The sequence below is a fragment of the Pseudomonas weihenstephanensis genome (genome assembly GCF_001043055.1).
Lineage (GTDB): Bacteria > Pseudomonadota > Gammaproteobacteria > Pseudomonadales > Pseudomonadaceae > Aquipseudomonas > Aquipseudomonas weihenstephanensis.
This window is the reverse complement of the sequence record NZ_JYLF01000009.1, coordinates 87,892-112,293: the sequence shown is the minus strand read 5'-3', so window position 1 is coordinate 112,293 and position 24,402 is coordinate 87,892. Positions and strand designations below refer to the sequence as shown.

Below are 24,402 nucleotides of genomic sequence, written 5' to 3'. Positions count from 1 at the left end.
GGCAGCGCGCGCACAATGTAGCGCTTGCTACACAATCAGTTGTCATACCCCAAGTTAGGCGCCAACCAGCGTTCAGTCACGCTAAGGTCTTGGGCTTTGCGGGCGGTGTAGCTATCAACCTGATCCTTGTCGATTTTACCCACCGCAAAGTACTGCGCTTGCGGGTGAGCAAAGTACCAGCCGCTGACCGCTGCGGCCGGGAACATCGCGTAGTGCTCGGTGAGGAATACTCCGCTTTGGCCTGCACGCATTTCCTCGGCTTCAGGATCAAGCAGTGTGAACAACGTGGCTTTTTCGGTGTGATCCGGGCACGCCGGGTAACCGGGAGCAGGGCGGATGCCGCTGTATTGCTCCTTGATTAATTCATCATTGGCCAGTTGCTCGTCCTTGGCGTATCCCCAATAGTTCGTTCGAACTTGTTGGTGCAGCCATTCAGCACACGCCTCGGCCAGGCGGTCGGCCAAGGCCTTGACCATGATCGAGTTGTAGTCGTCGCCCGCGTCCTGATAGGCCTTGGCCACTTCTTCGGCACCGATTCCGGCGGTGGTGATGAAGCCGCCTACATAGTCGGTCACGCCGCTGTCTTTTGGCGCGACAAAGTCAGCCAGCGAGAAGTTGGGCTTGCCGTCGGTCTTAATGATTTGCTGGCGCAAGTGATGAAGCGTGGCAATCGGCTGACCGTCGTCACCGTACAACTCCAAGTCGTCATCGTTGACTTGATTGGCTGGCCAGAAGCCAAATACGGCGCGGGCGCTGATGAGTTTCTCGTCGATCAGTTTTTTAAGCATTTCCTGCGCATCGGCATACAGCGCGGTAGCCGCTTCGCCGACTACTTCGTCGGTGAGGATGCGCGGGAACTTGCCTGCCAGGTCCCAGGAGATAAAGAACGGTGTCCAGTCGATGTATTCGGCAAGTACCTTGAGGTCGATGTTGTCCAGCACCTTGGCGCCGGTGAACGTCGGTTTTACTGGTTGGTAGCTGGCCCAGTCGAACTGCGGTTTTTTGGCGATGGAGGCGGCATAGCTCAGGCGCTCGGTACGGGCGCTGCGGTTAGCGGTACGCTCGCGCACCTCGACGTATTCTTCGCGGGTTTTAGTCACGAAGGCAGGTTTGAGTTCTTTGGACAGCAATTGTGTGGCCACACCCACGGCGCGTGAAGCGTCAGTGACGTAGATCACGGCATCGTTCTGATACTTGGGTTCGATTTTGACCGCAGTGTGCGCCTTGGAAGTGGTCGCGCCACCGATCATCAGGGGCAAATGGAAGTTTTGGCGCTGCATTTCACGCGCTACGTGAACCATTTCGTCCAGTGACGGGGTAATCAGGCCCGAGAGACCGATGATGTCGCATTTCTGCTCTTTGGCCACTTGCAGGATTTTTTCTGCGGGCACCATCACGCCCAGGTCAACGATGTCATAGCCGTTACAACCCAGTACCACACCGACGATGTTCTTGCCGATGTCGTGCACGTCGCCCTTCACCGTGGCCATCAGAATCTTGCCTTTGGCCTCTGGCTTATCGCCTTTTTCCAGTTCGATGAACGGGATCAAGTGCGCCACGGCCTGTTTCATTACGCGCGCGGACTTCACCACTTGTGGCAGGAACATTTTGCCCGCGCCAAACAGGTCGCCGACGATGTTCATGCCCGACATCAGCGGGCCTTCAATCACCTCGATAGGACGTTTGAACGACAGGCGCGACTCTTCGGTGTCCTCCACGATGTGCGTGGTAATGCCTTTGACCAGCGCATGCTCAAGGCGTTTGTTGACTTCCCAGCTGCGCCACTCTTCGGTTTCTGCTTCTTTGACGCTGCCATCGCCCTTGTACTTGTCAGCAATCGCCAGCAGGTTGTCGGTGGCGTCCGGCGTGCGGTTGAGCACCACGTCTTCCACGGCATCGCGCAGCTCGGTCGGGATCTGGTCGTAGATTTCCAGTTGCCCGGCGTTGACGATGCCCATGGTCAGTCCGTTACGGATCGCGTACAGCAAGAACACCGAGTGAATGGCTTCACGTACCGGGTTGTTGCCACGGAACGAAAACGACACGTTGGAGACGCCGCCCGACGTCAAGGCATACGGCAGCTCCTCGCGGATATAGGCGCAGGCGTTGATGAAGTCCACGGCGTAGTTGTTGTGCTCTTCAATGCCGGTGGCGACGGCAAAGATGTTCGGGTCGAAGATGATGTCTTGCGGCGGGAAGCCGACTTCGTTGACCAGAATGTCGTAGGAGCGTTTGCAGATTTCTTTTTTGCGCGCTTCAGTGTCCGCCTGGCCAGCCTCGTCAAAGGCCATCACCACCACGGCCGCACCATAGCGCTTGCACAGCTTGGCATGGTGAATGAACTGCTCGACCCCTTCTTTCATGCTGATCGAGTTGACGATGCCCTTGCCCTGAATGCACTTGAGACCGGCCTCGATCACCTCCCACTTTGAGGAGTCGATCATGATCGGTACGCGCGAGATGTCCGGTTCGCCAGCGATCAGGTTGAGGAAGGTGACCATCGCCTTTTTGGAGTCGAGCATGCCCTCGTCCATGTTGATGTCGATGATCTGCGCCCCGGCCTCGACTTGTTGCAGCGCCACTTCCAGGGCTTCGGTGTAATTGTCCTCCCGGATCAGGCGGGCGAAGCGTGCCGAACCGGTGATGTTGGTGCGTTCGCCGACGTTCACGAACAATGAGCTGCGATCAATGGTGAACGGTTCAAGGCCCGAGAGGCGACAGGCTTTGGGGATGTCCGGAATCTGACGCGGTGCGTAGCCAGCCACCGCGTTGGCGATGGCCTGGATATGCCCCGGCGTGGTGCCGCAGCAACCGCCGACAATGTTCAGGAAGCCGCTTTGGGCAAACTCTTCAATCACCTTGGCGGTTTCGGACGGCAGTTCGTCGTACTCGCCAAACTCATTGGGCAGGCCCGCGTTCGGGTGAGCCGAAACATAGGTGTCGGCTTTGTTCGACAGCTCTTCCAGGTAAGGGCGCAGTTCGCTGGCGCCCAAGGCGCAGTTCAAGCCAACCGAAATCGGTTTGGCATGGCTGACCGAGTTCCAGAACGCTTCGGTGGTCTGGCCGGAAAGGGTGCGGCCCGAGGCGTCAGTGATGGTGCCGGAAATCATGATCGGCAACTCGACACCCAATTCTTCGAACACGCCTTGTACGGCGAAGATTGCAGCTTTGGCGTTGAGGGTGTCGAAAATGGTTTCGATCAGGATCAGGTCGGCACCGCCCTCGATCAGTCCTTGGGTGGCCTCTGTGTAGTTCTCGACCAGTTCATCGAAGGTCACGTTGCGATAGCCAGGGTTGTTGACGTCTGGCGACAGCGAGCAGGTACGGCTGGTCGGGCCGAGTACCCCGGCGACAAAACGTGGCTTGTCCGGGGTTTCGAGGGTCTTGGCGTCAGCCACCTTGCGCGCCAGCCTTGCGCCTTCTACGTTTAGCTCGTAGGCGAGCGCCTGCATGCCGTAGTCGGCCTGAGACACTTGGGTGGCGTTGAAGGTGTTGGTTTCAAGGATGTCGGCACCGGCATCCAGATACGCTTTCTCAATGGCGCCAATGACGTCCGGGCGGGTAATGACCAAAAGGTCATTGTTGCCCTTGATGTCGCTCGGCCAGTCGGCAAAACGTGTGCCACGATAGTCGTGTTCCTCTAGACGGTAGCTTTGGATCATAGTGCCCATGCCGCCATCGAGAATCAGAATGCGCTCTTTGAGGGCTTGCTGAAGTGCTTGGAGACGAGCGCTGCGGTCAGACATAGGACTACCTGTTAGAGCCATGCAAAAGATGGCAAATCATAACAAACCTGCGTGGGATTTGATCGTTCGCTAATTTACATGAATTTCATTCATGTTGATGCGAGCCTTCGACGGGTAGAATCGCGACATTTTTAATATCAGGACAATGGCACATGTTTTTTCGCCTACTCACCGGCGCCGTGACGCTGGTGGTGTGCAGTACAGCGTTGGGCCAAACCCCGCTTGTAAGTCCGGCTATCTCGTATACCCGGGATATCCAGCCGATCCTCACTGAAAAATGCGTGGCTTGCCACGCGTGTAACGATGCGGCGTGCCAGCTCAATCTCGGGAGCGCGGAGGGCGCCACCCGCGGTGCGAGCAAAGTGCCGGTCTATCAGGGCGATCGCACCTCGGCCGTACCACCGACGCGAATTTTTTACGATGCCAGCGGCCCGCAGGCGTGGCGTAACAAGGGCTTTTACTCCGTGCTCGACGCACAGGGCGCGCAGGCCGCATTGATGGCGCGCATGCTCGAATTGGGCCACCGCACGCCGCTGACGCCCAATGCCAAGCTGCCTGAAGACATCGTGCTGGGGCTTAACCGTGAAAACAGTTGCCCGGCGCCGGACGAATTCAATGACTACGCACAAAAGCATCCCAAGGAAGGCATGCCGCTGGCCGTAACCGGCTTGACCGATCAGCAGTACATGACGGTCCAGACGTGGTTGGCTCAGGGTGCACCAGTTGATCAGAACGCCATCAAGCCGACAGCCACCGAAGCCACGCAAATAGGGGAGTGGGAAGAGTTACTTAATCGCCCCGGATCAACTGAAGCGCTGGTAGCCCGCTGGCTATACGAGCACTTGTTCCTCGCGCATGCCTATTTCGACAATGGCCTGCCCGGGCATTATTTCCAGTGGGTACGCTCGCGCACGCCCAGTGGGCAGCCCATTGATCTGATCGCCACCCGTCGCCCGAATGACGACCCGGGCACCACCTTTTATTACCGGTTGATGCCGGTACAAGGCGTGATCGTTCACAAAACCCACATTACTTATCCAATGGGGGCGAGCAAGCTGGCACGGGTCAAACAGCTGTTTTACAGCGGTGACTGGCATGCGGCCAAACTGCCGGGTTACGGCCCGCGTGGTCGCGCCAACCCGTTTGAGACCTTTGAAGCGATCCCGGCGGTGGCCCGATATCAGTTCATGCTCGACAACGCGGAGTATTTCGTTCGCACCTTCATTCGCGGGCCGGTGTGCCGCGGGCAAATTGCCACCGACGTGATTCGCGATAATTTCTGGACCGTGTTCCAGGAACCCGCCCGTGACCGTTATGTGACGGATGCAGCTTATCGCGGCAAGGCCACGCCATTGCTGGCCATGCCGGGGCAAATCGATGACGTTGGCAGTGTCATTTCGTTGTGGCACAACTACCGCGACAAGCGTAACGAGTATGAAGAACTGCGCCAGAGCGCTTATGCCGAAATGCCACCACCCAGTTGGTCGACCCTGTGGGCGGGTAACGATAACGCGCTGCTGACGATCTTCCGCCACTTTGACAGTGCCAGCGTCAGCAAAGGGTTGATCGGTGAAGTTCCGCAAACTATGTGGTTGTTCGACTATCCGCTGCTTGAACGGACTTACTATCAGCTGGCGGTCAACTTTGATGTGTTCGGCAATGTCTCGCATCAGGCGCAGACACGTTTGTACTTTGACCTGATTCGCAACGGTGCAGAGGTGAACTTTCTGCGGCTGATGCCCGCCGATGCGCGCGCTGACATCCTCGGCGACTGGTATCAGAACAGTGGCAAGCTGAAGATGTGGATGGATTATCAAAAGATCGACACTGACACCCCGACCGGGATCAAGCTTAATCCGGTGGACCCCAAACGCGACTTTGCACTCAAGCTGATTGAGCGTACCGGCACCCTGAATGCGCGGCCTGACCCGATCAACCGGTGCACCGGTGCGTATTGTTCGCGTACGGGTATTGCCCAGGCGTTCCAGTATGCCGAGCAATCGTTGAGCCGCCTGGTGTCGCGCCCAGCTGCCGGTTTGGCAGTGATCAATCAATTGCCTGAAGCCACCCTGCTGCGTATCGAAGCCGCTGACGGCAAACGTGAGATGTACAGCATGTTGCGCAACCGGGCGCACACCAACGTGGCGTTTATGTTGGGTGAGGAATACCGTTTGCAGCCAGGGCTGGACACCTTGACGATCTATCCGGGGGTACTGAGCAGTTACCCTAACTTCATGCTCAATATCCCGGCGGGGGAAGTAGAGGCATTCGTCGAGGCGATGGAGAAGAGCCAGGATCAGGCGAGTTTTGACGCGATTGTGCAGCGCTGGGGCATTCGCCGTAGCCATCCACAGTTCTGGCAGTACTTTCACGATATCGGCGAGTACATCAACGAAACCGATCCGGTGGAGGCGGGCGTGCTGGACATGAACCGCTACGAGAACCTGTAAGGGTCATTTGTATTACCCACATGGGGTGCGGCTTTCCTGACAAAAATACTAGGACTTTGTCAGGCGCGCCGATTGGCGTAAACTGCGCCCCATGTCTGCGAGGAGATTCCATGAGCGCCATAACGATTACCGACGCCGCCCACGATTACCTGGCTGATCTGCTGTCCAAGCAGAACACCCCGGGCATCGGCATCCGCGTCTTCATTACGCAACCCGGCACCCAGTACGCTGAAACCTGCATTGCGTACTGCAAGCCTAACGAAGTAAAGCCTGAAGATACCGCGCTGGGCCTGAAGACGTTCACTGCCTGGATCGATTCGGTCAGCGAGCCGTTTCTTGACGATGCCGTGGTGGACTACGCGACCGACCGCATGGGGGGTCAACTGACCATCAAAGCGCCCAACGCAAAAGTGCCGATGGTCAATGCCGACAGCCCGATCAACGAGCGCATCAACTACTACCTGCAAACCGAGATCAATCCCGGTTTGGCCAGTCATGGTGGTCAGGTCAGCCTGATTGAAGTGGTTGAAGACGGCATCGCCGTACTCAAGTTCGGTGGTGGTTGCCAGGGTTGCGGTCAGGCGGACGTGACCTTGCGCGAAGGCATCGAGCGCACGTTGCTGGAGCGTATTCCTGAGTTGAAAGGCGTACGTGACGTGACCGACCACTCGCAGAAAGAAAACGCCTACTACTGAGTCATCAGTCACAGGGTGTTCGCTGCGAGCTGCATAAAAAAACGGTGCCCCGTGAGCACCGTTTTTTTACGCCTGTTTTTCAAGGCCGATACAGGTGCGCATGCCCCGCGCGGTACAGCGAAGAATCGCTGAAGCTGTCGTTGGCCAGTACCCGGCCAACCAGGATCAACGCCGTGCGTTTGAAACCTTTTACCTGCACCTTGTGCGCAATGTCCGCCAGGGTTCCGCTCACCGAGTCCTGGTCCGGCCAACTGGCGCGATGGATCACGGCAATCGGGCAGTCAGGGCCATAGTGCGGGGTCAACTCGGCAATGATCTTTTCCAGGTGTTTGACCCCCAGGTGAATGGCCATGGTTGCCTTGTGCTGCGCCAGGCTTGCGAGTTCTTCGCCAGCAGGCATGACGGTTTTGTCAGCGTAGCGGGTCAGAATCACCGTTTGCGAGATGTCCGGCAGGGTCAGTTCTGTCTCCAGCAGTGCTGCGCAGGCCGCTGTAGCGGTGACACCGGGGATGATTTCAAAGGCAATATTCAGTGCCCGCAGGCAGCGAATCTGTTCGCCGATGGCCCCGTAGAGGCTGGGGTCGCCGGAGTGCACGCGGGCAACATCCTGGCCTTTGTCGTCGGCGGCTTTGATCACTTCAATAATTTGCTCAAGGTGCAACTCGGCGCTGTTAATCACCTGATGGGCCTGATGCCCCTCCAATACGGCAGCGGGCACGAGAGATCCGGCATAAATGATCACCGGGCAGTGGCGAATCAGGCGCTGACCTTTGACCGTAATCAGCTCTGGATCGCCGGGGCCGGCACCGATGAAGTAAACAGTCATGGCAGTCTCTTGAAAAGGGTGAAATAGAGCGGCTCTTGAGCAGCGCTCATAGTGAGGCGGGGGATTATCGCGTTTTTTACCCGCAGCAAGCCACTGCAAACGTTGCGCCGGCCGATGTTTGGCGAGTGATCAGCAAGCGGGCAGGCTGGCCTGTCAGGTGTTCAGCCAGGGCCAGCGCGGCGCTTTCAGCCACGCCGTAACACCCCGTGTGCGCCAACGACAGGTTTGAACGGTGGCTCAGTTGCGCGGCATGCACACTCAGTTGTTGCGCGCTGAACACCCTGAACGGTAATTGCAACTGTTGAGCCAGTTGAAGCAGTCCGGGTTCGTGCTGTTTCAGTTCGATACTGGCCAAGGCACGGATCGTGTTCAGCGCGATCCCGGCCTGTTTCAGCGAACGTTCGACGAGCGCCTGAAGCGCTTCAACCTGACAGCCGCGCCGACAGCCCAGGCCAACCACCAGGGTTGGCACTGTGCGGGTTTGTGTCATGCGCCGTACTGGCTTTCAGGTTTGCGCCGGAATAACCAGGCGCTGATAACGCCCAACGCCAGCCAGAATGCGAAGTTGGTCAATTGCGACGCAATTTTGAACTGTGACTCCAGGGCTTCGGGTGCCAGGCTCGAATGCACCAGGGGTTGAGGGGCGCCCATGATGTGCGGAATGACCACAATCACGATGCCTAACACCTTCAGTGCCCAATGTTTGCCAAACACGACCAGCGCAATGGCCACGGCCGTTGAGGCGGCGGTGCCGACCCACCAGATCTGGCGTTGCAGCAAATCAGCCGCAGCGGTGCCTGGCAGTTCAGGTGGCAGACCGAGGGTGGGCGCCAGGCAGAACGTGGCGTAACCGGCCACGCCCCACAACAAGCCTTGTGATGTGCGGGTAGGGCTGCGCAAGGTGTACAAGCCTGCAAGCATCAAGGCAAAACCTACCGCGACCACTAGATTGCCGCCGGTGGTCGACAGTATGCGCTGCCAGCCGTCTTCCGGCTCCCAAGCCTCTGCGTCATGGCTGTGAGCGGGCATGGCGCTGTCAGCGTGATCATGGGTTTGAGTGGGCGCAGGCTTTTCAAAGGTTTCGGCTTCAAGAATCAGCGGTGCGACCCAAAAGCTTTGCAGCAATGTGAGCACAAGTGCGGCCAGCAGGCCCGTAAAGCCTGCGGTTTGAGCAATACGCTTAATCATGGCAGGGCTTCTCAATGGCACGGAAAGGCAGCGCTGTGACGGGTGTCATGCGCGGCATTGTGCACCGCATCGATGTGCGAAAAGCCTGCAAAATAAACCAGAAAGGCGCCCAGCACTGCCGCGCTGACAGCGGCGACGATGCGTTGGCTTTGAGTGGACGTGGTAGCAGCGGATTGGGTACGGCTGGTGCTGATGGTCATGGCGCTTCCCTCTGGTCAGACAGCGGGCGATAGAGCGCAACAAAACCCCGCGAACGACGTGCGCAGGGTTCAACAGCGCCCGCCCACCGCGGGTTTGTTATTCGATGTGTTCAGGCCGGTCTCCGGGCTTGCGAGGGGTTCAAGGGGCTTGAACCTGCAAACATCACCTTCCCATGCCAGCGGCACAGTGGTTTTGATGTGTCTCTCGCTTACCGTTGCGGGGGCAGCACCGGACTGATCAGGTCGATAAACGCCTGACGCACCGGTTTCCCGTTTCACCCTGTGAAGGGCACCTGATACAAGATGTGTAGGAGACCACGAGCGCGGGGGAGCCGTCAATTATCAGCAGGCGGACAGAATGCTTTTAACCGTGTCGCGCAATTGGTCGATGGAGAAAGGTTTGGCAATGACGGACATGTCTCTTGGCTTTTCCAGGCTTTCCGCATACCCGCTGGCAAACAAGATGGGCAATGCCGGGCGCAGCTCGCGTGCTTTTTTGGCCAGTTGAAGACCGTCCATGCCGAGCAGTCCGACATCTGTCATCAGCAAATCAATAGTGTGCTCAGCATTCTTAATAAAGACCAGTGCCTGTTCAGCGCCGTCAGCCTCCAGCACGCTGAACTCAAGTTCTTCCAGTACATCCACGATCAGCATGCGAACAATGGCATCGTCTTCGACGACGAGGATAGTGGAGGGTGTTGCGGACATAGTGGGTATCCCGAAAAAATGTGAGCGCGGGTGGATCAACAGGTGTGGCATGCAGTATCAGTAAGCTGACACCCCGGACAAGTTCCCCCTCTTGTACTAAGAAAATGCCCGTACAAGGCCTGCAAGAATAGCTGCTAGTCACGGTAGAAGGCAGCGTTTTGCACGAATTTGTACCGTTTCTCGTAAGAAAATAGATTATTTACTCGATATTCCGGCAAACTTGCAGTTTTTTAAGACTGTTCACGGGCCAGAAAAATGAATGCACCTGCATCGGTTGATGAGCGAAGTTTTCGCAAGCTCCTGAGTCGCAACGTTGGTTTGCCCTTGGGCGTGGGCGTGCTCAGCGCCGTTTTGTTTGTGGTGATGATCAGCTTTTTGCTGTCAGTCATTCAGTGGCTCCAGCATTCGGACCGGGTGATCAGCAACGCCAATGAAGCGATGAAGCTGACGGTTGACCTGGAAACCGGCATGCGCGGTTACCTGATCACCGGTGATGAGCATTTTCTGGACCCGTATGAAGTGGCCAGGCCGCAGATCATTGCGCAGCTGCACGGTTTACAAGCGTTGGTCAGCGATAACGCGCAGCAAGTCGATCGGCTCAAGCGCCTTGAAGCGTTGCAGAATGACTGGAGCAACTACGCAAAATCCATAATCGACTTGCGTCGCAATAATGGTGATTACCGCGGTGCGGTCCAAGCTGGGCGCGGCAAGCGCCTCACTGATCAGATCCGTAAGGAATTCGACGCCTTTATTGCGATGGAGCAGCAACTGCGCGTGGCGCGTAACGACGATGTGACCCGCACCACCTTCTTGGTCATCGGCCTGTATTTGGTCTTTGTCCTGGGCGTAAGTGGCTTTTTGGCCTATATCGGTCGTCGTGACTTGGTAAATCTTTCAAAGAGTTACAGCTATAACCTCGACGCCCAGCTCAAGAGCGCGCAGCGCCTGGAGCAACAGGCGTGGCTGCGCAACGGGCAGACCGAGCTGGCAGAGCAGGTGCTAGGGCGCCTTACGCTGAACATGCTGGGGCGCAATATCTTGCAGTTCTGTGCCCAATATCTGGGTTCTGTGGTCGCTGCTGTGTATGTGCGCGAAGACCATGGCGGTCTTAAGCGCGTGGCCAGCTACGGGTTTTCCCGCGAGCAAGAAATGCAAGACCAAGTGATTCATAACGATGAAGGCATCATTGGCCAGGCCGCCCAACACCATAAGTTGATTCGCCTGGACGACGTGCCGGCGGATTACTTCAAAGTCAGCTCTGGGTTAGGCGAAGGCAGCCCTCGTAGTGTGCTCGTGATACCGACCAGTGATGATGACCGGGTCAATGGCGTGATCGAGTTGGGCTTTCTGCGCCCTTTGACGCAGCGTGATACCGAGCTGTTCGAGCTGATTGCCGACAACATCGGCACCTCGATTGAAGCCGCGCGTTATCGTCAGCGCCTACAGGAAGTGCTGGCCGAAACCCAGCAGCTCAACGAAGAGTTGCAGGTGCAGCAAGAAGAGCTCAAAACCGCCAACGAAGAGCTGGAAGAACAGTCGCGCATTCTCAAAGAGTCGCAAACCCACCTCGAAACCCAGCAAGCGGAACTCGAACAAACCAACGAGCAGCTGGCCGATCAGGCCCTGGCGCTGGAGTCGCAGCGTGATGCAATGGACCACAAAAACACCGAGCTGAATCAGGCTCAGGTGCAGCTCGAAGAGCGTGCAGAAGAATTGCAGCGCTCCAGCAAATACAAGTCAGAGTTCCTGGCCAACATGTCGCATGAACTGCGCACACCGCTGAACAGTTCGTTGATCCTGGCCAAACTGCTGTCCGAAAACCCGCAACAGAACTTGACTGCCGAGCAGGTCAAATTTGCCGAGTCGATTTACTCGGCGGGTAACGACTTGCTGAACCTGATCAACGACATTCTGGATATCTCCAAGGTAGAAGCCGGCAAGCTTGAAGTGCGTCCCGAGAATGCAATGGTTGCCAGGCTCATTGAAGGCTTGCGCGGCATGTTCCAGCCAATGGCGGCAGACAAGGCACTGGATTTCCACGTTGAAGTGCAGCCTGGCACGCCGCCGATGATTTTCACGGACCGTCAGCGCTTGGAGCAGATCCTGAAGAATCTGCTGTCCAACGCCGTTAAATTCACTGAAAAAGGCCAGGTCAGCCTGACCGTTTCACGTCAACCGGGGGAGGGCATTGCCTTCACCGTGCGCGACTCGGGGATCGGTATTGCCCCTGACCAGCAGGAGAGCATCTTCGAAGCCTTCCGTCAGGCAGACGGCACTACCAACCGGCGCTACGGCGGTACAGGTTTGGGGCTGTCGATTTCGCGTGATCTGGCAACATTGCTCGGCGGCTCGATCAGCATCACGAGTGAACCGGGCCAGGGCAGCATTTTCACCTTGATTTTGCCCCAACAGTTTATCGAGCACGATGAGCCTTATGCGCAACCCGCACCAGAGTTGCCCGCCAGAGCTACGCAGATGACGGCCAAAGCCGCACCGGTCGTTGCAGCGATGGCGCCAGTCGAGATACCCCGTTTCATGGATGACCGTGAAAAAGCACCGTTCACGACGCGTTGTATTTTGGTGATTGAAGACGAACCTAACTTCGCGCGCATCCTCTTCGATCTGGCGCATGAGTTGGGGTATCAGTGCCTGGTCGCCCATGGTGCGGATGAAGGCTTCAACCTGGCGGCCGAGTTTATTCCAGATGCGATTTTGCTCGATATGCGCCTGCCGGATCATTCCGGACTGACCGTGTTGCAACGCCTAAAAGAGCTGGCTGCGACCCGGCACATCCCGGTGCATGTGATTTCGGTCGAGGACCGGGTTGAGGCCGCCATGCACATGGGCGCGGTGGGTTATGCGGTGAAGCCGACCACGCGCGAGGAACTCAAAGATGTGTTTGCCCGCCTTGAAGCGAAGCTGACACAAAAGGTCAAGCGGGTGCTGCTGGTTGAAGACGATGACCTGCAGCGCGACAGTATTGCGCGCCTGATCGGTGATGACGACATTGAAATTACGGCCGTGGGCTTCGCGCAGGAGGCTCTGGACCTGCTGCGCGAAAATATCTACGACTGCATGATCATCGACCTCAAACTGCCTGACATGCTGGGCAACGACTTGCTCAAGCGCATGTCCACCGAAGACATTTGCTCATTCCCGCCGGTCATCGTGTACACCGGGCGTAATCTGACGCGGGATGAGGAGGCGGAACTGCGCAAGTATTCGCGCTCTATCATCATTAAGGGCGCGCGCTCCCCTGAGCGCTTGCTCGATGAAGTGACTTTATTTCTGCACAAAGTGGAATCTCAGCTGTCCCATGAACGGCAAACGATGCTCAAAACTGCACGTAGTCGCGACAAGGTGTTTGAGGGCCGCAAGATTTTGCTGGTGGACGACGATGTTCGAAATATCTTCGCGCTGACCAGCGCACTGGAGCAAAAGGGCGCGATTGTGGTCATTGGCCGAAATGGTCGCGAAGCCATCGAACGCTTGAATGAAGTCGACGACATCGACCTGGTGTTGATGGACGTGATGATGCCCGAGATGGACGGTTACGAAGCCACGGTTGAGATTCGCAAGAACCCGCGCTGGCGCAAGCTGCCGATCATCGCGGTCACGGCCAAGGCCATGAAGGACGATCAGGAGCGCTGCCTGCAAGCCGGGTCCAATGATTACCTGGCCAAGCCCATCGATCTGGATCGCCTGTTCTCGCTGATTCGTGTGTGGTTACCCAAAATGGAACGTATCTAAGTGACGCGAAACACCGATATCGAAATACGGCTGCTGATTGAAGCGATCTATCTCAAGTACAGCTATGACTTTCGTGATTACTCTGGCGCATCGATCAAGCGCCGGGTGCATCACGCCATGCGCCAATTTGATTGCAATACCATTTCGGCTTTGCAGGAGCGGGTGCTACACGATCCCACGGTATTCATGCAGTTATTGCAGTTCTTGACCATCCCGGTCAGCGAGATGTTTCGCGACCCGGAACACTTCCTGGCCATTCGCCAGGAAGTGGTGCCGATCCTCAGAACCTACCCGTCACTGAAAATATGGATCGCAGGGTGCAGCACGGGTGAGGAGGTGTATTCGATGGCCATCTTGCTGCGTGAAGAAGGTTTGCTGGACCGCACCATCATCTATGCGACGGACATTAACCCGCGGTCGCTGGACAAGGCCAAGCAGGGGATTTTTTCGCTGGAAAATATCCGCGCCTACACCCAGAACTACCAAAAGGCGGGCGGACAGAAGGCGTTTTCTGACTACTACACGGCCGCCTATGACTTCGCCATTTTCGACAAGAGCCTGCGTGAGAATGTGACCTTCGCCGATCACAGCCTGGCGACGGATAGCGTGTTCTCAGAAACACATTTAATTTCGTGCCGTAATGTACTGATTTACTTCAATAAAAATTTGCAAAATCGCGCCTTTGGTTTGTTTCATGAATCGTTATGTCATCGCGGTTTTTTGATGTTGGGCAGCAAGGAGACGCTGGACTTTTCTGACTACAGCAAGCAGTTCACGGCGCTGCTCAAGCCCGAACGGATTTATCGCAAGCTATGACTCGCGACGATCAAGAAGTGAAGCTCGACCGCTCGAGGCGTGTCGATGCGATTGTGGTGGGCGCTTCTGCGGGCGGGGTTGAGGCGTTACTGGCGATTTTCGCGGATCTGAAGCCTGGCTTCAGGTTGCCCATTATCGTGGTGCTGCATCTGCCGGATGAGCGCCGCAGCCAGTTGGCAGAGGTGTTTGGTCGTCGCTTGCAGGTGCCAGTCAAAGAGGTGGATGACAAAGAGCCCATTGTGCCGGGTACGGTGTATTTCGCTGCCCCCGGTTATCACGTGTCGATTGAGCGTGATCACAGTTTTTCGTTGAGTCGCGAGGAGCGCGTGCACTACTCACGGCCCTCGATTGATTATTTGTTTGAGTCCGCGGCCGATGTGTATCAACACCGTCTGGCCGCGATATTACTGACTGGCGCCAATCAGGACGGTGCTCAGGGGCTGGCAACGGTCAAGCTGCAAAGTGGCTTGACCATCATCCAGGACCCTGAAGAAGCCTTGGTTTCGACTATGCCGCAAGCGGCACTGGATCGGATAAAACCAGACTACATCCTCCCTTTGCGCGGCATCGGCCGTCTGCTTGTTGAGCTGGAACGAATCGAATGCTACTGAGTGATATTCAAGCCAAGTTGCTGATCGTGGACGATCTGCCTGAGAACTTATTGGCGCTTGAAGCGTTGATCAAGCGCGAGGATCGCACTGTCTATAAAGCCTTGTCGGCCGACGAGGCCTTGTCGCTGTTGCTGCAACACGAGTTCGCCATCGCCATTCTTGATGTCCAGATGCCGGGCATGAATGGCTTCGAGCTGGCTGAACTGATGCGTGGCACTGACAAAACCAAAAACATCCCGATCGTGTTCGTCAGTGCCGCAGGCCGTGAGATGAACTATGCCTTTAAGGGCTACGAAAGCGGTGCTGTGGACTTCTTGCACAAGCCTTTGGACATTCACGCGGTCAAGAGCAAGGTTAATGTGTTTGTCGATCTGTATCGGCAAAGAAAGGCCGTCAGGCAGCAGGTTGAAGCGCTGGAAAAGAGCCGCCGCGAACAGGAAGTGCTGCTGGCGCAGTTAAAAGTGACTCAGAGTGAGCTTGAGCATGCTGTGCGCATGCGTGACGACTTCATGTCGATTGTGTCCCACGAGGTGCGAACGCCGCTCAACGGGCTGATTCTCGAAACCCAACTGCGCAAAATGCATTTGGCGCGCGATAACGCTTCAGCTTTTACCATGGACAAGATGCAGGCGATGGTCGAGCGCGATGAGCGTCAGATCCAGAGCCTGATCCGGCTGATTGAAGACATGCTCGATGTGTCGCGCATTCGCACAGGCAAGTTGTCGATTCGACCTAATGAATTCGATTTGTCGCGTCTGGTGACTACCCTGGTTCATACGTTTGCTTCGCAAATCAACGCCGCACAATCGAGCATCAATCTGCGTGCCGAGAAGCCGGTGGTGGGGCAGTGGGATGAGTTCAGGATCGAGCAAGTGGTGTCCAACCTGTTGACCAATGCGCTGCGCTATGGGGCCAAAAGCCCGATTGATGTGTCGGTGTACGCTGAAGGCAAATGGGCAGTGGTCGAGGTTCGGGATCAAGGCATTGGCATCAGCGAAGAGAACCAGCAACGAATATTTCTGCAATTCGAACGTGTTTGCGCCAAACATGCGGTCGCCGGGCTGGGTTTGGGCCTGTTTATCTCTGAGCAAATTGTTGCCGCGCATCACGGGAAAATCACCGTGCACAGCGCGTTGGGTGAAGGCGCCTTGTTCCGGGTCAGTTTGCCATTGGAGCAAAACTCTTAAAATTTGCGCAACCTATGGCCGCCGTCATGGTCGTATTGGCAGCATTTGAGGAATGAAGGTTTCCCCCATGAGTGAAGATGCACAAGATGTGGTGTTGATTGTCGAAGATGATCCTTCGATCCTGATGGTCCTGTCCGCCTATTTGTCCGGTGAAGGCTATCGTGTGTTGCAGGCGGAGAATGGCGAGCAGGCATTCGAAATTTTGGCCAGCAAACCGCACCTGGACCTGATGGTCACTGACTTTCGTCTGCCCGGCGGGATCTCGGGTGTGCAGATCGCTGAGCCGGCGGTTAAATTGCGGCCCGATCTGAAGGTGGTCTTCATCAGCGGCTACCCACAGGAAATCCGCGAGACAGACAGCCCCATCACGCGCAAAGCCCCTATTTTGGCTAAACCGTTCGACCTGGACGAGCTACAGAACACTATCAAGACTCTGTTGGCCTGACATTCCCCGAAAGGTTCAGGGTTGGCTTTGCGTCTTGCCTGCCTGCACCATCTCATTCACTTTGGCCGTCAGCAGGTCAAAGGTGAAGGGCTTGGTAATCAGGTGCATGCCCTCATCCAGAAACCCGCCGCGCGCCGTAGCATGTTGTGCGTAGCCGGTAATGAACAACACCGGCAACTGCGGCCGGACCTGGCGACTGATTTCGGCTAACTGACGCCCATTCATACCCGGCAACCCCACATCGCTGATCAATAAATCAATGGTTTGCGCAGACTCGATAATCGGCAGTGCGCCATTGGCGTCTTCTGCACTGATCACCGTATAACCTTGCTCGCGTAATACATCGGTCACCAGATTGCGCACGGCACTGTCGTCTTCGACGACCAGCAGCGTTTTGCTCGCGTTGGCGCAGGTTTGGGCCAACGACAGTCTGTCTACGTTCAAACGGCTACCGCTTGCGTTAAACCGGGGCAGGAAAATCTCGACCGTGGTGCCATGCAGCTCCTGGCTTTGGATGCGTACATGACCCCGTGACTGTTTGCAAAATCCATAAATCATAGACAGGCCCAAGCCTGTGCCTTGGCCAATGGGCTTTGTTGTAAAAAATGGATCAAAAGCACGTTTTAGCGTGCTTTCGGCCATGCCGCAGCCATTGTCCGTCACGCGCAGCACAATGTAATCGCCTGGCGTGAGCTTGGCATTGGCTTCGCTGAAGTCTGTGTTCACCTCTTGGTTAAAGGTTTGAACGGTAAAATGCCCGGCGGCTGGCATGGCATCACGGGCGTTTGAAATCAGATGTAGCAACGCATTTTCCAATTGCACGGGGTCTACTTCTGCCACCCATAGGGCATCGTCAACTTCAAGGGTTAGTTGTGTATCCGGGTCCAGGTTTTGTGCGATGAGTTGGTGCTGTGCCATCAGCCACGGGTTGATGGAAAGGGGCTTGGCGTCCAGTGACTGGCGCCGTGAAAAAGCCAGCAGCCGATGGGTGAGGCCCGCAGCGCGATTGGCGGACGTCACCCCCATGTCAATCAGACTGTCCAGTTCGTCGGTTTTGCCCCGAGCTACTTTGCGCCGCAGTAACTCCATACTGCCGATGATCCCGGCCAGCATGTTGTTCAGGTCATGGGCTATACCGCCGGTGAGCTGGCCAATAGCTTCCATTTTTTGCGCGTGGCGCAGGTCTTCGTTGTGCTTGAGTTGTTCTTCCACTCGCTGATTTATTTCAATATCAATAGCTTGCAGTGCATTCTTAATAAAGTTTTCACGTTCAGTCAGGCGTGCTGCGCAGTCACGGGCAATGTATTGCTGACGTCGGCTTCGCAACGCGTTTTTCGACAGGCAGAGTAACTGTGTGTAGGTCCAGGAGGGCGCCAACAACATCGCGTTACCGAGTTGAGCGCTGAGTTCGGTGATTTGCAGGTCAGACCAGGATTGGCCTGATGTCAGTACGATCACCGCCACATCGGACCAGTCTGGCTGGTGCGCAAGTACCTTGCTCAGTTCGCGCAGTTCTTCGGCTTGCCGTGAGCTGGCTTCGACAATCAGCAGCCCCGCGCCTTCTGTCAGTGCCGGTTGCAGCTGATCGATGCGCGAAAGCTGAAGGCTGTTAACACCGCCCGATGCCAATTGTTGCTGATCGACAGACCTGACCAGTCCGGGGCACGTGAGAATCAGTGCGCGCTCTTCGCGTGGACCCAATGTAATCACAGAATATCCCGCCTTTTGATACCTGACCTATAACCATTCCCCGCGTATTAAGCGGCTATAAGGTCTTGACCCTGCGGTATCGTGGCGGTTCAACGTTTTGAAATTATTATTAATATGGAGGGTTTATTGGCGTTAACACGGTGCGTTTGAGTAAGTCCATTGCGATCTCCTCACCCATGACCGTGACGTGCTCGCTCAGGCCCTGAGTGGCAGGCAGTGCTCAAAGTCCCTGCTGTAAGGCCGGGTCATCCGGGTTTTGCTGCTCCAGCTGCGCCAGCAGCACCTGCACATTTTGCAATTGCCCGGACTCCTTCCAGTAACGGATTAACAACACCCGGGCTTTGCGATTGGAAGGCTGGCGTTGCAGCAGTTCTTCAAGTTGGCGTTGTGCCGCCTCCAGTTGCTCAAGGTCATGCAAGGCGATCGCAAGCTTGTAACGGTAGTCGCTGTTGTCGGGTTCCAGTTCTACCGCTTTAGCCAAACCCAGCAGGGCGTACTCGGTTTGGCCATGGTTAAGCAGCCAAATGCCCAGTGCATGTTGTAAGTAGGCAGAGTCGGGCTTGGCTTGCAGTTGCTGGGCCAATAATGCGCGGGCCTTGTCAGTTTCACCGCGCTTGTCCAGCAACTCTACCCGCGCGACCACGGCTCTTAGATTGTCCGGTTCAAGGAGGGTGACTTTTTCCAGCGCGGCTTGAGCATCGTCCAATTGACCTTCATGCAGGTACAGCCGTGCCAGTTGGCCTTGCGCTTGTGCGCTGTCCGGCTGGGTTTTGAGTGCCCGTTCATATTCGTCAATTACGTGTTGCAGCGGACCGAAATACAGCCCTTGCTCATCCGGTGATAACCCCAGCAACGCATTGGCGGCAGCAAAGCGCACGCTTTGCTGCGTGTCATCCAGGATCGGCCCCAGCAGCAGTGTGCGTTGAGCGTTCGGCACCAAGCCGACGATGCTCTGGATCGCGGCTTCGCGAACCAGAGGCGAAGGATGTTGCAAATCGGCATCGGCAAGCTTCAAGGCTTGCGGGCTGGGGTAGTTGGGCAGTTCGGCATGCAGGCTGGCGCGGCGGATGTCGGATAAATCAGTACGGGCCAATTGCTGATAAAGCACGCGCGCAGCCCCCGGCTGACCATTGTGCGCCTGCTCAAGCGCCTTGGCGTAGCTGTGGGGGACGCTGGCAGAGTTCACGGTCGCGCTAGGGCGCATCCACAACCAGAGGCAGGCGGCAACGATGGCAGAGGCAAGGCTGATCAGCAGATAGCGGCGGGGCTTGAGCATGCAAATTCCAGAAACAGGCGTGCGTAAGGGTGTTCAGCTTCGGCCAGTGAGCCTGATGAGTCAAACCCTTGTCTGACCTCAAGCGCTGAGCTTGTGGGAATGTACAACAAAGCCCGTGATACCTTGTGCAGCCGACTGGCGTGTTTACCCACGGTTGCTGGCAGCATGGCGTGCATAAGAACTGGAGATTTGCCTGATGAAAATCGTCATTGCCCCTGACTCGTTCAAAGACAGCCTGAGCGCTGCAAAAGTCGCCGATGCCATTGCTATCGGCCTGGCTGACGTCTTGCCGCACGCGCAGTTGATCAAATGCCCGATGGCCGACGGCGGTGAGGGAACCGTTGACGCGATTGTGGCAGCAGGCAATGGCCAGTTACGCCGTCATCAGGTGCAAGGGCCTTTGGGTGAGCCGGTTCAGGCGAACTGGGGCTGGCTGCCGGACAGCCACACCGCGATCATTGAAATGGCAGAAGCCAGTGGCTTGCAATTGGTGGCGCTCGGCCAACGCAATGCATGCATCAGCAGCACCTATGGCACCGGTGAGTTGATCAAGGCCGCGCTGGACGCAGGCGCACAGCGCATCATTCTGGCCATCGGTGGCAGTGCGACCAATGATGCAGGTGCCGGGGCGCTGCAAGCCTTGGGGCTGGGATTGTTTGATGCTCAAGGTCAGCCGCTGCCTCGTGGCGGTTTAGCGTTGGCCAAGCTGGCCCGCATCGAACTGCAAGGGCTGGATGCAAGGCTGGCCGGGGTGCGCTTTGAAATCGCAGCGGACGTGAATAACCCGCTGTGCGGCGAGCACGGCGCCTCGGCCATTTTCGGCCCGCAGAAAGGCGCCTCGCCCGAGCAAGTCAACCTGCTGGACCAGGCGCTGGGGCATTTTGCAGACCGTTGCGCCACTGTGCTGCCCAAGGATGTGCGTGATGAGCCAGGCTCTGGAGCGGCAGGTGGGTTGGGCTTTGCTGCCAAGGCGTTTCTTGGCGCGCAGTTTCGCGCCGGGGTGGAGGTCGTCGCGGAACTGGTCGCTCTGGCAGAGGCGGTGCAGGGCGCGGCGCTGGTCATCACCGGCGAAGGCCGTTTCGATGCACAAACCTTGCGCGGCAAGACGCCCTTTGGCGTGGCACGCATCGCTCAGCAACACGGCGTGCCTGTGGTCGTAGTGGCGGGCACTTTGGGTGATGGCTATCAAGCGCTCTACGCGCACGGCATTCATGCGGCGTTTGCTCTAACCAGCGGCCCGATGACGCTGGAGCACGCGTGTGCGCATGCGTCGCAGTTGTTGACTGATCGCGCGCGCGACATCGCACGGTTGTGGAGCCTGGGCCAGGGTTAAGAGGGCCACCGACAGCGGCGTGGCTAATGCTTAAAACACAGAATCGTGTAAGCTTCGCGGTTCTTCGCATTCGACCCTTAGCGAGCCCTATGCCGTCGTTCTTCAAACGCTCTTTGCTGCCTAAGTTGCGCAGTTTCCCGTTGGCCGCCGATGCGGTGCACATCTTGCCCAGTGCGGCCGAGTTTCGCCGTTGCCTGTTGCAGCATATTGCAGGTGCCCGTCAGCGCATTACGCTGGTGGCCTTGTACCTGCAACAGGATGAAGCCGGACAGGAAATTCTCGATGCTCTGCATGCCGCCAAAGCCGCCCGGCCTGAGCTTGAAATCGTGGTCATGGTCGATTGGCTGCGCGCTCAGCGCGGATTGATTGGCGCGGGCAAGCAGCCTGGCAATGCGGCCTGGTATCAGGCGCAGACGCAGGCACATGACACGCAGGTACCGATTTACGGCGTGCCGGTGCAAACCCGTGAACTGTTCGGGGTGTTGCACCTTAAAGGCTTCATCGTTGACGACTGCGTGATCTACAGCGGTGCCAGCCTCAATAACGTGTACCTGCACAAGTTCGACAAGTACCGTTTCGATCGCTATCACGTACTTAACAACAAGCCGTTGGCCGATTCGATGCAGCATTTTGTGCAGCACGATTTGATCCAGACCCAAGCGGTGCATCGGCTTGATGTGCCTTCACTGCCGAGCACGCGCAGTCTGCGCTCTGCCATCGGTGATCTGCGCAGTCGTCTGAAAAAAGCCAGTTACGACACCAGCGCCGGTACGGTCGGCCATTTCGGCCTGTCTGTCAGCCCTTTGCTGGGGGTGGGTAAAAACAACCCGCTCAGTCGCGTGATCTGTGAATTGATCGCCAGTGCGCAACAGCAACTGACCCTCTGTACCCCGTACTTCAATCTGCCTTTGCCTGTGACCCGCGAAATCAATCGCGCGCTGGAGCGGGGTGTACGCATTGATATCGTGGTTGGTGACAAGACGGCGAATGATTTCTACATCCCGCCCAGTGAGCCGTTCAAAGTGATCGCGGCGTTGCCGTATTTGTATGAGTTGAGCCTGCGCCGGTTTGCTAAAAGTCATCAGCGTATGATCGACAGCGGCCTGCTGAACCTGCACTTGTGGCGCGACGGCGATAACACCTATCACCTCAAGGGTATGTGGGTGGATGAGCGCTACACCCTGATTACGGGCAATAACCTCAATCCGAGGGCGTTTCGTCTGGATCTGGAAAACGGCCTGTTGATCGATGATCCACGGCGCGAACTGCTAGAGCCACGACGCAAAGAGCTGGATGCGATTTTTGCTCACGCCCGGCGCATTGACTCATACAAACACTTGGAAACCCTGGCCGATTACCCGCCAGCAGTGGCCAAGTTTTTGCGCCGGGTCAGCCGGGTGCGGATCGAGCGCTTGCTGTACCGGATACTGTGAGCGCAGGGTGGGCAGACCAGTTTTAACCACCGGCCTGTCCTTCTTCGGGTCGTTAGAAGAATACGGTCATCGACAAAGCCCACGGTGTCAGAGAGCGCAACGCTGCGGTTGATGGTTTTACCGACAATCCCCGGATCATTAATGTCGCCACCCACGTATTTACCGGGGGCAGGTTTTGGCACGTCTACGGTGTCATACAGGTTGTTGTTGAAGGTGGCGCTCAAGTCATAGGCCGAGCGTTGCTGGGTCCAGATGCCGCTTAACCCCAGGTTGGCTTGATGGCTCACAGGCCCGGTCTGAAATTTGCCACGCAGCCCGGCCATTGCACTGCGGTTGTCTTCATCGTGGGCCACAAACATGTTTGAGGCCGTGGTCGCGCCTGCAGAGTTGACCAAGGTTGGCGTCGAATAATTACCGACTTCACGCGTGTGTTTGGCCCCGGCTGCGGCATACGCGGTCCAGTGGTCGTTGAGGTCGTACTCGGCACGCGCCATGCCAAACGTGTCTTCCAGTTCAGTGGATGTCCACTTCTGGCTGTAGTTGTGGTCGGCATCGGGGGCATGGGGGATGTCTGAGAGCTTGGCGCCCGCGTACACCACGTTACGGTTGCCATTGATGCGTTGCTTTTGATAGCCAACATCAGTCGATACACGCAAGCGATCACCACGGTAATCCAGACCCAGGGCAAACAGCTTGGTGCGCTGGTTTTCATCGTCGATGGCGGTGTCACCTGCGCGTTGCGCCAGGTTCATGCGTACCCCGAACGGGTTGTCGGTGCCAAAGCGTTGTCCCAGATCGAGGTGCTCACCTACGCGTCCATCGCTGGAAATATCCGTGGTAAAGCGTCGGGTCGGTGTGTCCAACGCGCGTTTTGGCTGAAGGTTAATGCCGCCTCCCACCCCCGAACCGGTAGGCGTAACGCCATTGATGAAGGCATTCGGCCCTTTGAACACTTCTACACGCTCAAGGTTGTCAGCTGAAATGACCTGGCGTGGCAGAACACCGTACAAACCGTTATAGGAAATATCATCTGTGCTGAGGGGGAGGCCGCGGATCACAAAAATTTGTGAGGCGTTGCCGTAGCCGAATGACTGGCGCACGGAGGCGTCATTGAGCAGCACATCACCCAGGTTTTCGGCCTGTTGGTCTTCAATCAGTTGCGAGGTGTAGCTCGACATCGTGAAAGGGACATCCATGATGTCCTGATTACCCAGCACGCCCAATTCACCGCCGCGCGCGATCTGACCGCCGCTGTACACAGCAGGTAAGGCGTTTTGGGGCGGGGCATCGGCCGATACAGCGGTAGGGTCCAGTGTCAACGTGCCCCCCGCTGCTTGATCAGCATGGACGGCAAAACCGGCACACGCACTCAGGCAGCCGATGAGGGTTGCAGCAATGGGGGGTAGACGAAAAGGCAGGGGAGGTGAGGGCAACATCGAAATTTCCGCATGCGAAGAATAATGAGGTGATCAGCTTCCATGTGGATATAAAAGCAAATGATATAGATTCGTAGTTGTAACAAAAAGAAATATCTGCCCGCCCTTTAAGAAACAGAGCGCGACATGAAGTTATCGAGAAAGAGGATCAGGCGTGATCCTCGTGGGAGAGGTCGGTTGTGAGAGGCGTGAGGCTTCAATGCGCTGCGAGATTCAGGCCAGTACGCGCCATGCCTGCGGTGGAACGAAACTCTCAAGCTCGTCTTCAACGGCTTGAATGATGTGCGCCACTTCGCCGGTGGTCATGACGGTGGAGCAGGGAATGCCGGCAATTGCGATAACCGTCTCGCCACTGGCGCGGTCGTACAGTCGCACGATCATGCTGCGAGGCGCATCCATGGTTGCCTCAAAGCCCATCGGTTTAAAATGCCAGCGCATCAGTTGGCAGGCGTTGGGAAAGGTCACTTTAGTACTGTTGCCCATAGGATTCATCGAGCGTTTCCTTTTGCTCAGTGTCTGAACGGTAACGGGTAAAGCCCGGCATCTGTTATTCGAGCCTTACCGGGTCAAACCTAGCACCTGTCGTACAACG

General features: G+C 56.8%; 18 protein-coding genes, 1 pseudogene and 1 riboswitch. Of the genes and pseudogenes, 9 read left to right on the top strand and 10 right to left on the bottom strand.

Annotated features, from left to right (window positions below):
• Positions 1 to 35 precede the first annotated feature (35 nt).
• Positions 36 to 3,746, bottom strand: coding sequence for a methionine synthase (gene metH, locus TU86_RS18825; protein WP_048365823.1), 3,711 nt, complete (start codon positions 3,744 to 3,746; stop codon positions 36 to 38).
• A gap of 152 nt (positions 3,747 to 3,898) precedes the next feature.
• On the opposite strand from metH, the gene TU86_RS18820 reads away from it, so the two are divergent.
• Complete coding sequence (locus tag TU86_RS18820; protein WP_048365822.1) at positions 3,899 to 6,196, top strand: fatty acid cis/trans isomerase; 2,298 nt, start codon at positions 3,899 to 3,901, stop codon at positions 6,194 to 6,196.
• Between the two features lie 110 nt (positions 6,197 to 6,306).
• Entirely contained in the window at positions 6,307 to 6,891 is a 585-nt protein-coding gene (gene nfuA, locus TU86_RS18815; RefSeq protein ID WP_048365821.1) for a Fe-S biogenesis protein NfuA, read from the top strand.
• 79 nt (positions 6,892 to 6,970) lie between these two features.
• On the opposite strand, the gene cobM is transcribed toward nfuA, so the two are convergent.
• The 5 genes from cobM to TU86_RS18790 form a co-directional block, all read right to left on the bottom strand.
• Positions 6,971 to 7,717 carry a precorrin-4 C(11)-methyltransferase gene (gene cobM, locus TU86_RS18810; RefSeq protein WP_048365820.1) on the bottom strand — a complete coding sequence of 249 codons (747 nt, stop codon included), beginning with the start codon at positions 7,715 to 7,717 and terminating at the stop codon, positions 6,971 to 6,973.
• 76 nt (positions 7,718 to 7,793) lie between these two features.
• Entirely contained in the window at positions 7,794 to 8,207 is a 414-nt protein-coding gene (locus TU86_RS18805; protein WP_048365819.1) for a cobalamin biosynthesis protein, read from the bottom strand.
• Positions 8,204 to 8,905: a CbtA family protein gene (locus TU86_RS18800; RefSeq protein WP_048365818.1), complete on the bottom strand. Its 702-nt coding sequence runs from the start codon at positions 8,903 to 8,905 to the stop codon at positions 8,204 to 8,206. The genes TU86_RS18805 and TU86_RS18800 overlap by 4 nt, the downstream gene beginning before the upstream one ends.
• 11 nt (positions 8,906 to 8,916) lie before the next feature.
• Entirely contained in the window at positions 8,917 to 9,105 is a 189-nt protein-coding gene (locus tag TU86_RS18795; protein ID WP_048365817.1) for a CbtB domain-containing protein, read from the bottom strand.
• 96 nt (positions 9,106 to 9,201) lie between these two features.
• Positions 9,202 to 9,417, bottom strand: a riboswitch (cobalamin riboswitch).
• A 30-nt stretch (positions 9,418 to 9,447) separates the two neighbouring features.
• Positions 9,448 to 9,813, bottom strand: coding sequence for a response regulator (locus TU86_RS18790; protein ID WP_048365816.1), 366 nt, complete (start codon positions 9,811 to 9,813; stop codon positions 9,448 to 9,450).
• Between the two features lie 255 nt (positions 9,814 to 10,068).
• Between TU86_RS18790 and TU86_RS18785 the strand changes: the two genes are divergently transcribed.
• The 5 genes from TU86_RS18785 to TU86_RS18765 all read left to right on the top strand — a co-directional run bounded on the left by TU86_RS18785 (position 10,069) and on the right by TU86_RS18765 (position 16,622).
• Entirely contained in the window at positions 10,069 to 13,563 is a 3,495-nt protein-coding gene (locus TU86_RS18785; protein WP_048365815.1) for a response regulator, read from the top strand.
• The gene (locus tag TU86_RS18780; protein WP_048365814.1) at positions 13,564 to 14,379 is read left to right on the top strand and encodes a CheR family methyltransferase; all 816 of its coding nucleotides are present in this window, start codon (positions 13,564 to 13,566) and stop codon (positions 14,377 to 14,379) included.
• Positions 14,376 to 14,990: a chemotaxis protein CheB gene (locus tag TU86_RS18775; protein ID WP_048365813.1), complete on the top strand. Its 615-nt coding sequence runs from the start codon at positions 14,376 to 14,378 to the stop codon at positions 14,988 to 14,990. The genes TU86_RS18780 and TU86_RS18775 overlap by 4 nt, the downstream gene beginning before the upstream one ends.
• Complete coding sequence (locus TU86_RS18770; protein ID WP_048365812.1) at positions 14,981 to 16,177, top strand: hybrid sensor histidine kinase/response regulator; 1,197 nt, start codon at positions 14,981 to 14,983, stop codon at positions 16,175 to 16,177. The genes TU86_RS18775 and TU86_RS18770 overlap by 10 nt, the downstream gene beginning before the upstream one ends.
• A gap of 67 nt (positions 16,178 to 16,244) precedes the next feature.
• Entirely contained in the window at positions 16,245 to 16,622 is a 378-nt protein-coding gene (locus tag TU86_RS18765) for a response regulator (RefSeq protein ID WP_048365811.1), read from the top strand.
• Positions 16,623 to 16,637: 15 nt separating this feature from the next.
• Here TU86_RS18765 and TU86_RS18760 read toward each other — a convergent pair whose 3' ends face one another.
• Together TU86_RS18760 and TU86_RS18755 are read right to left on the bottom strand one after the other, a co-directional pair.
• The gene (locus TU86_RS18760; protein ID WP_239658835.1) at positions 16,638 to 18,332 is read right to left on the bottom strand and encodes a response regulator; all 1,695 of its coding nucleotides are present in this window, start codon (positions 18,330 to 18,332) and stop codon (positions 16,638 to 16,640) included.
• A gap of 220 nt (positions 18,333 to 18,552) precedes the next feature.
• Entirely contained in the window at positions 18,553 to 19,608 is a 1,056-nt protein-coding gene (locus TU86_RS18755) for a tetratricopeptide repeat protein (RefSeq protein WP_048365810.1), read from the bottom strand.
• A 196-nt stretch (positions 19,609 to 19,804) separates the two neighbouring features.
• Between TU86_RS18755 and TU86_RS18750 the strand changes: the two genes are divergently transcribed.
• Both TU86_RS18750 and pssA read left to right on the top strand, forming a co-directional pair.
• Positions 19,805 to 20,941, top strand: coding sequence for a glycerate kinase (locus tag TU86_RS18750; protein WP_048365809.1), 1,137 nt, complete (start codon positions 19,805 to 19,807; stop codon positions 20,939 to 20,941).
• Positions 20,942 to 21,030: 89 nt separating this feature from the next.
• Positions 21,031 to 22,374 carry a CDP-diacylglycerol--serine O-phosphatidyltransferase gene (gene pssA, locus TU86_RS18745; protein ID WP_048365808.1) on the top strand — a complete coding sequence of 448 codons (1,344 nt, stop codon included), beginning with the start codon at positions 21,031 to 21,033 and terminating at the stop codon, positions 22,372 to 22,374.
• Between the two features lie 38 nt (positions 22,375 to 22,412).
• Here the strand turns inward: pssA and TU86_RS18740 are convergent.
• Positions 22,413 to 23,807, bottom strand: a pseudogene (locus tag TU86_RS18740) (TonB-dependent receptor); the annotation flags it as partial.
• 216 nt (positions 23,808 to 24,023) lie between these two features.
• Positions 24,024 to 24,302: a DUF1652 domain-containing protein gene (locus tag TU86_RS18735; protein WP_048365807.1), complete on the bottom strand. Its 279-nt coding sequence runs from the start codon at positions 24,300 to 24,302 to the stop codon at positions 24,024 to 24,026.
• Positions 24,303 to 24,402: the final 100 nt, after the last annotated feature.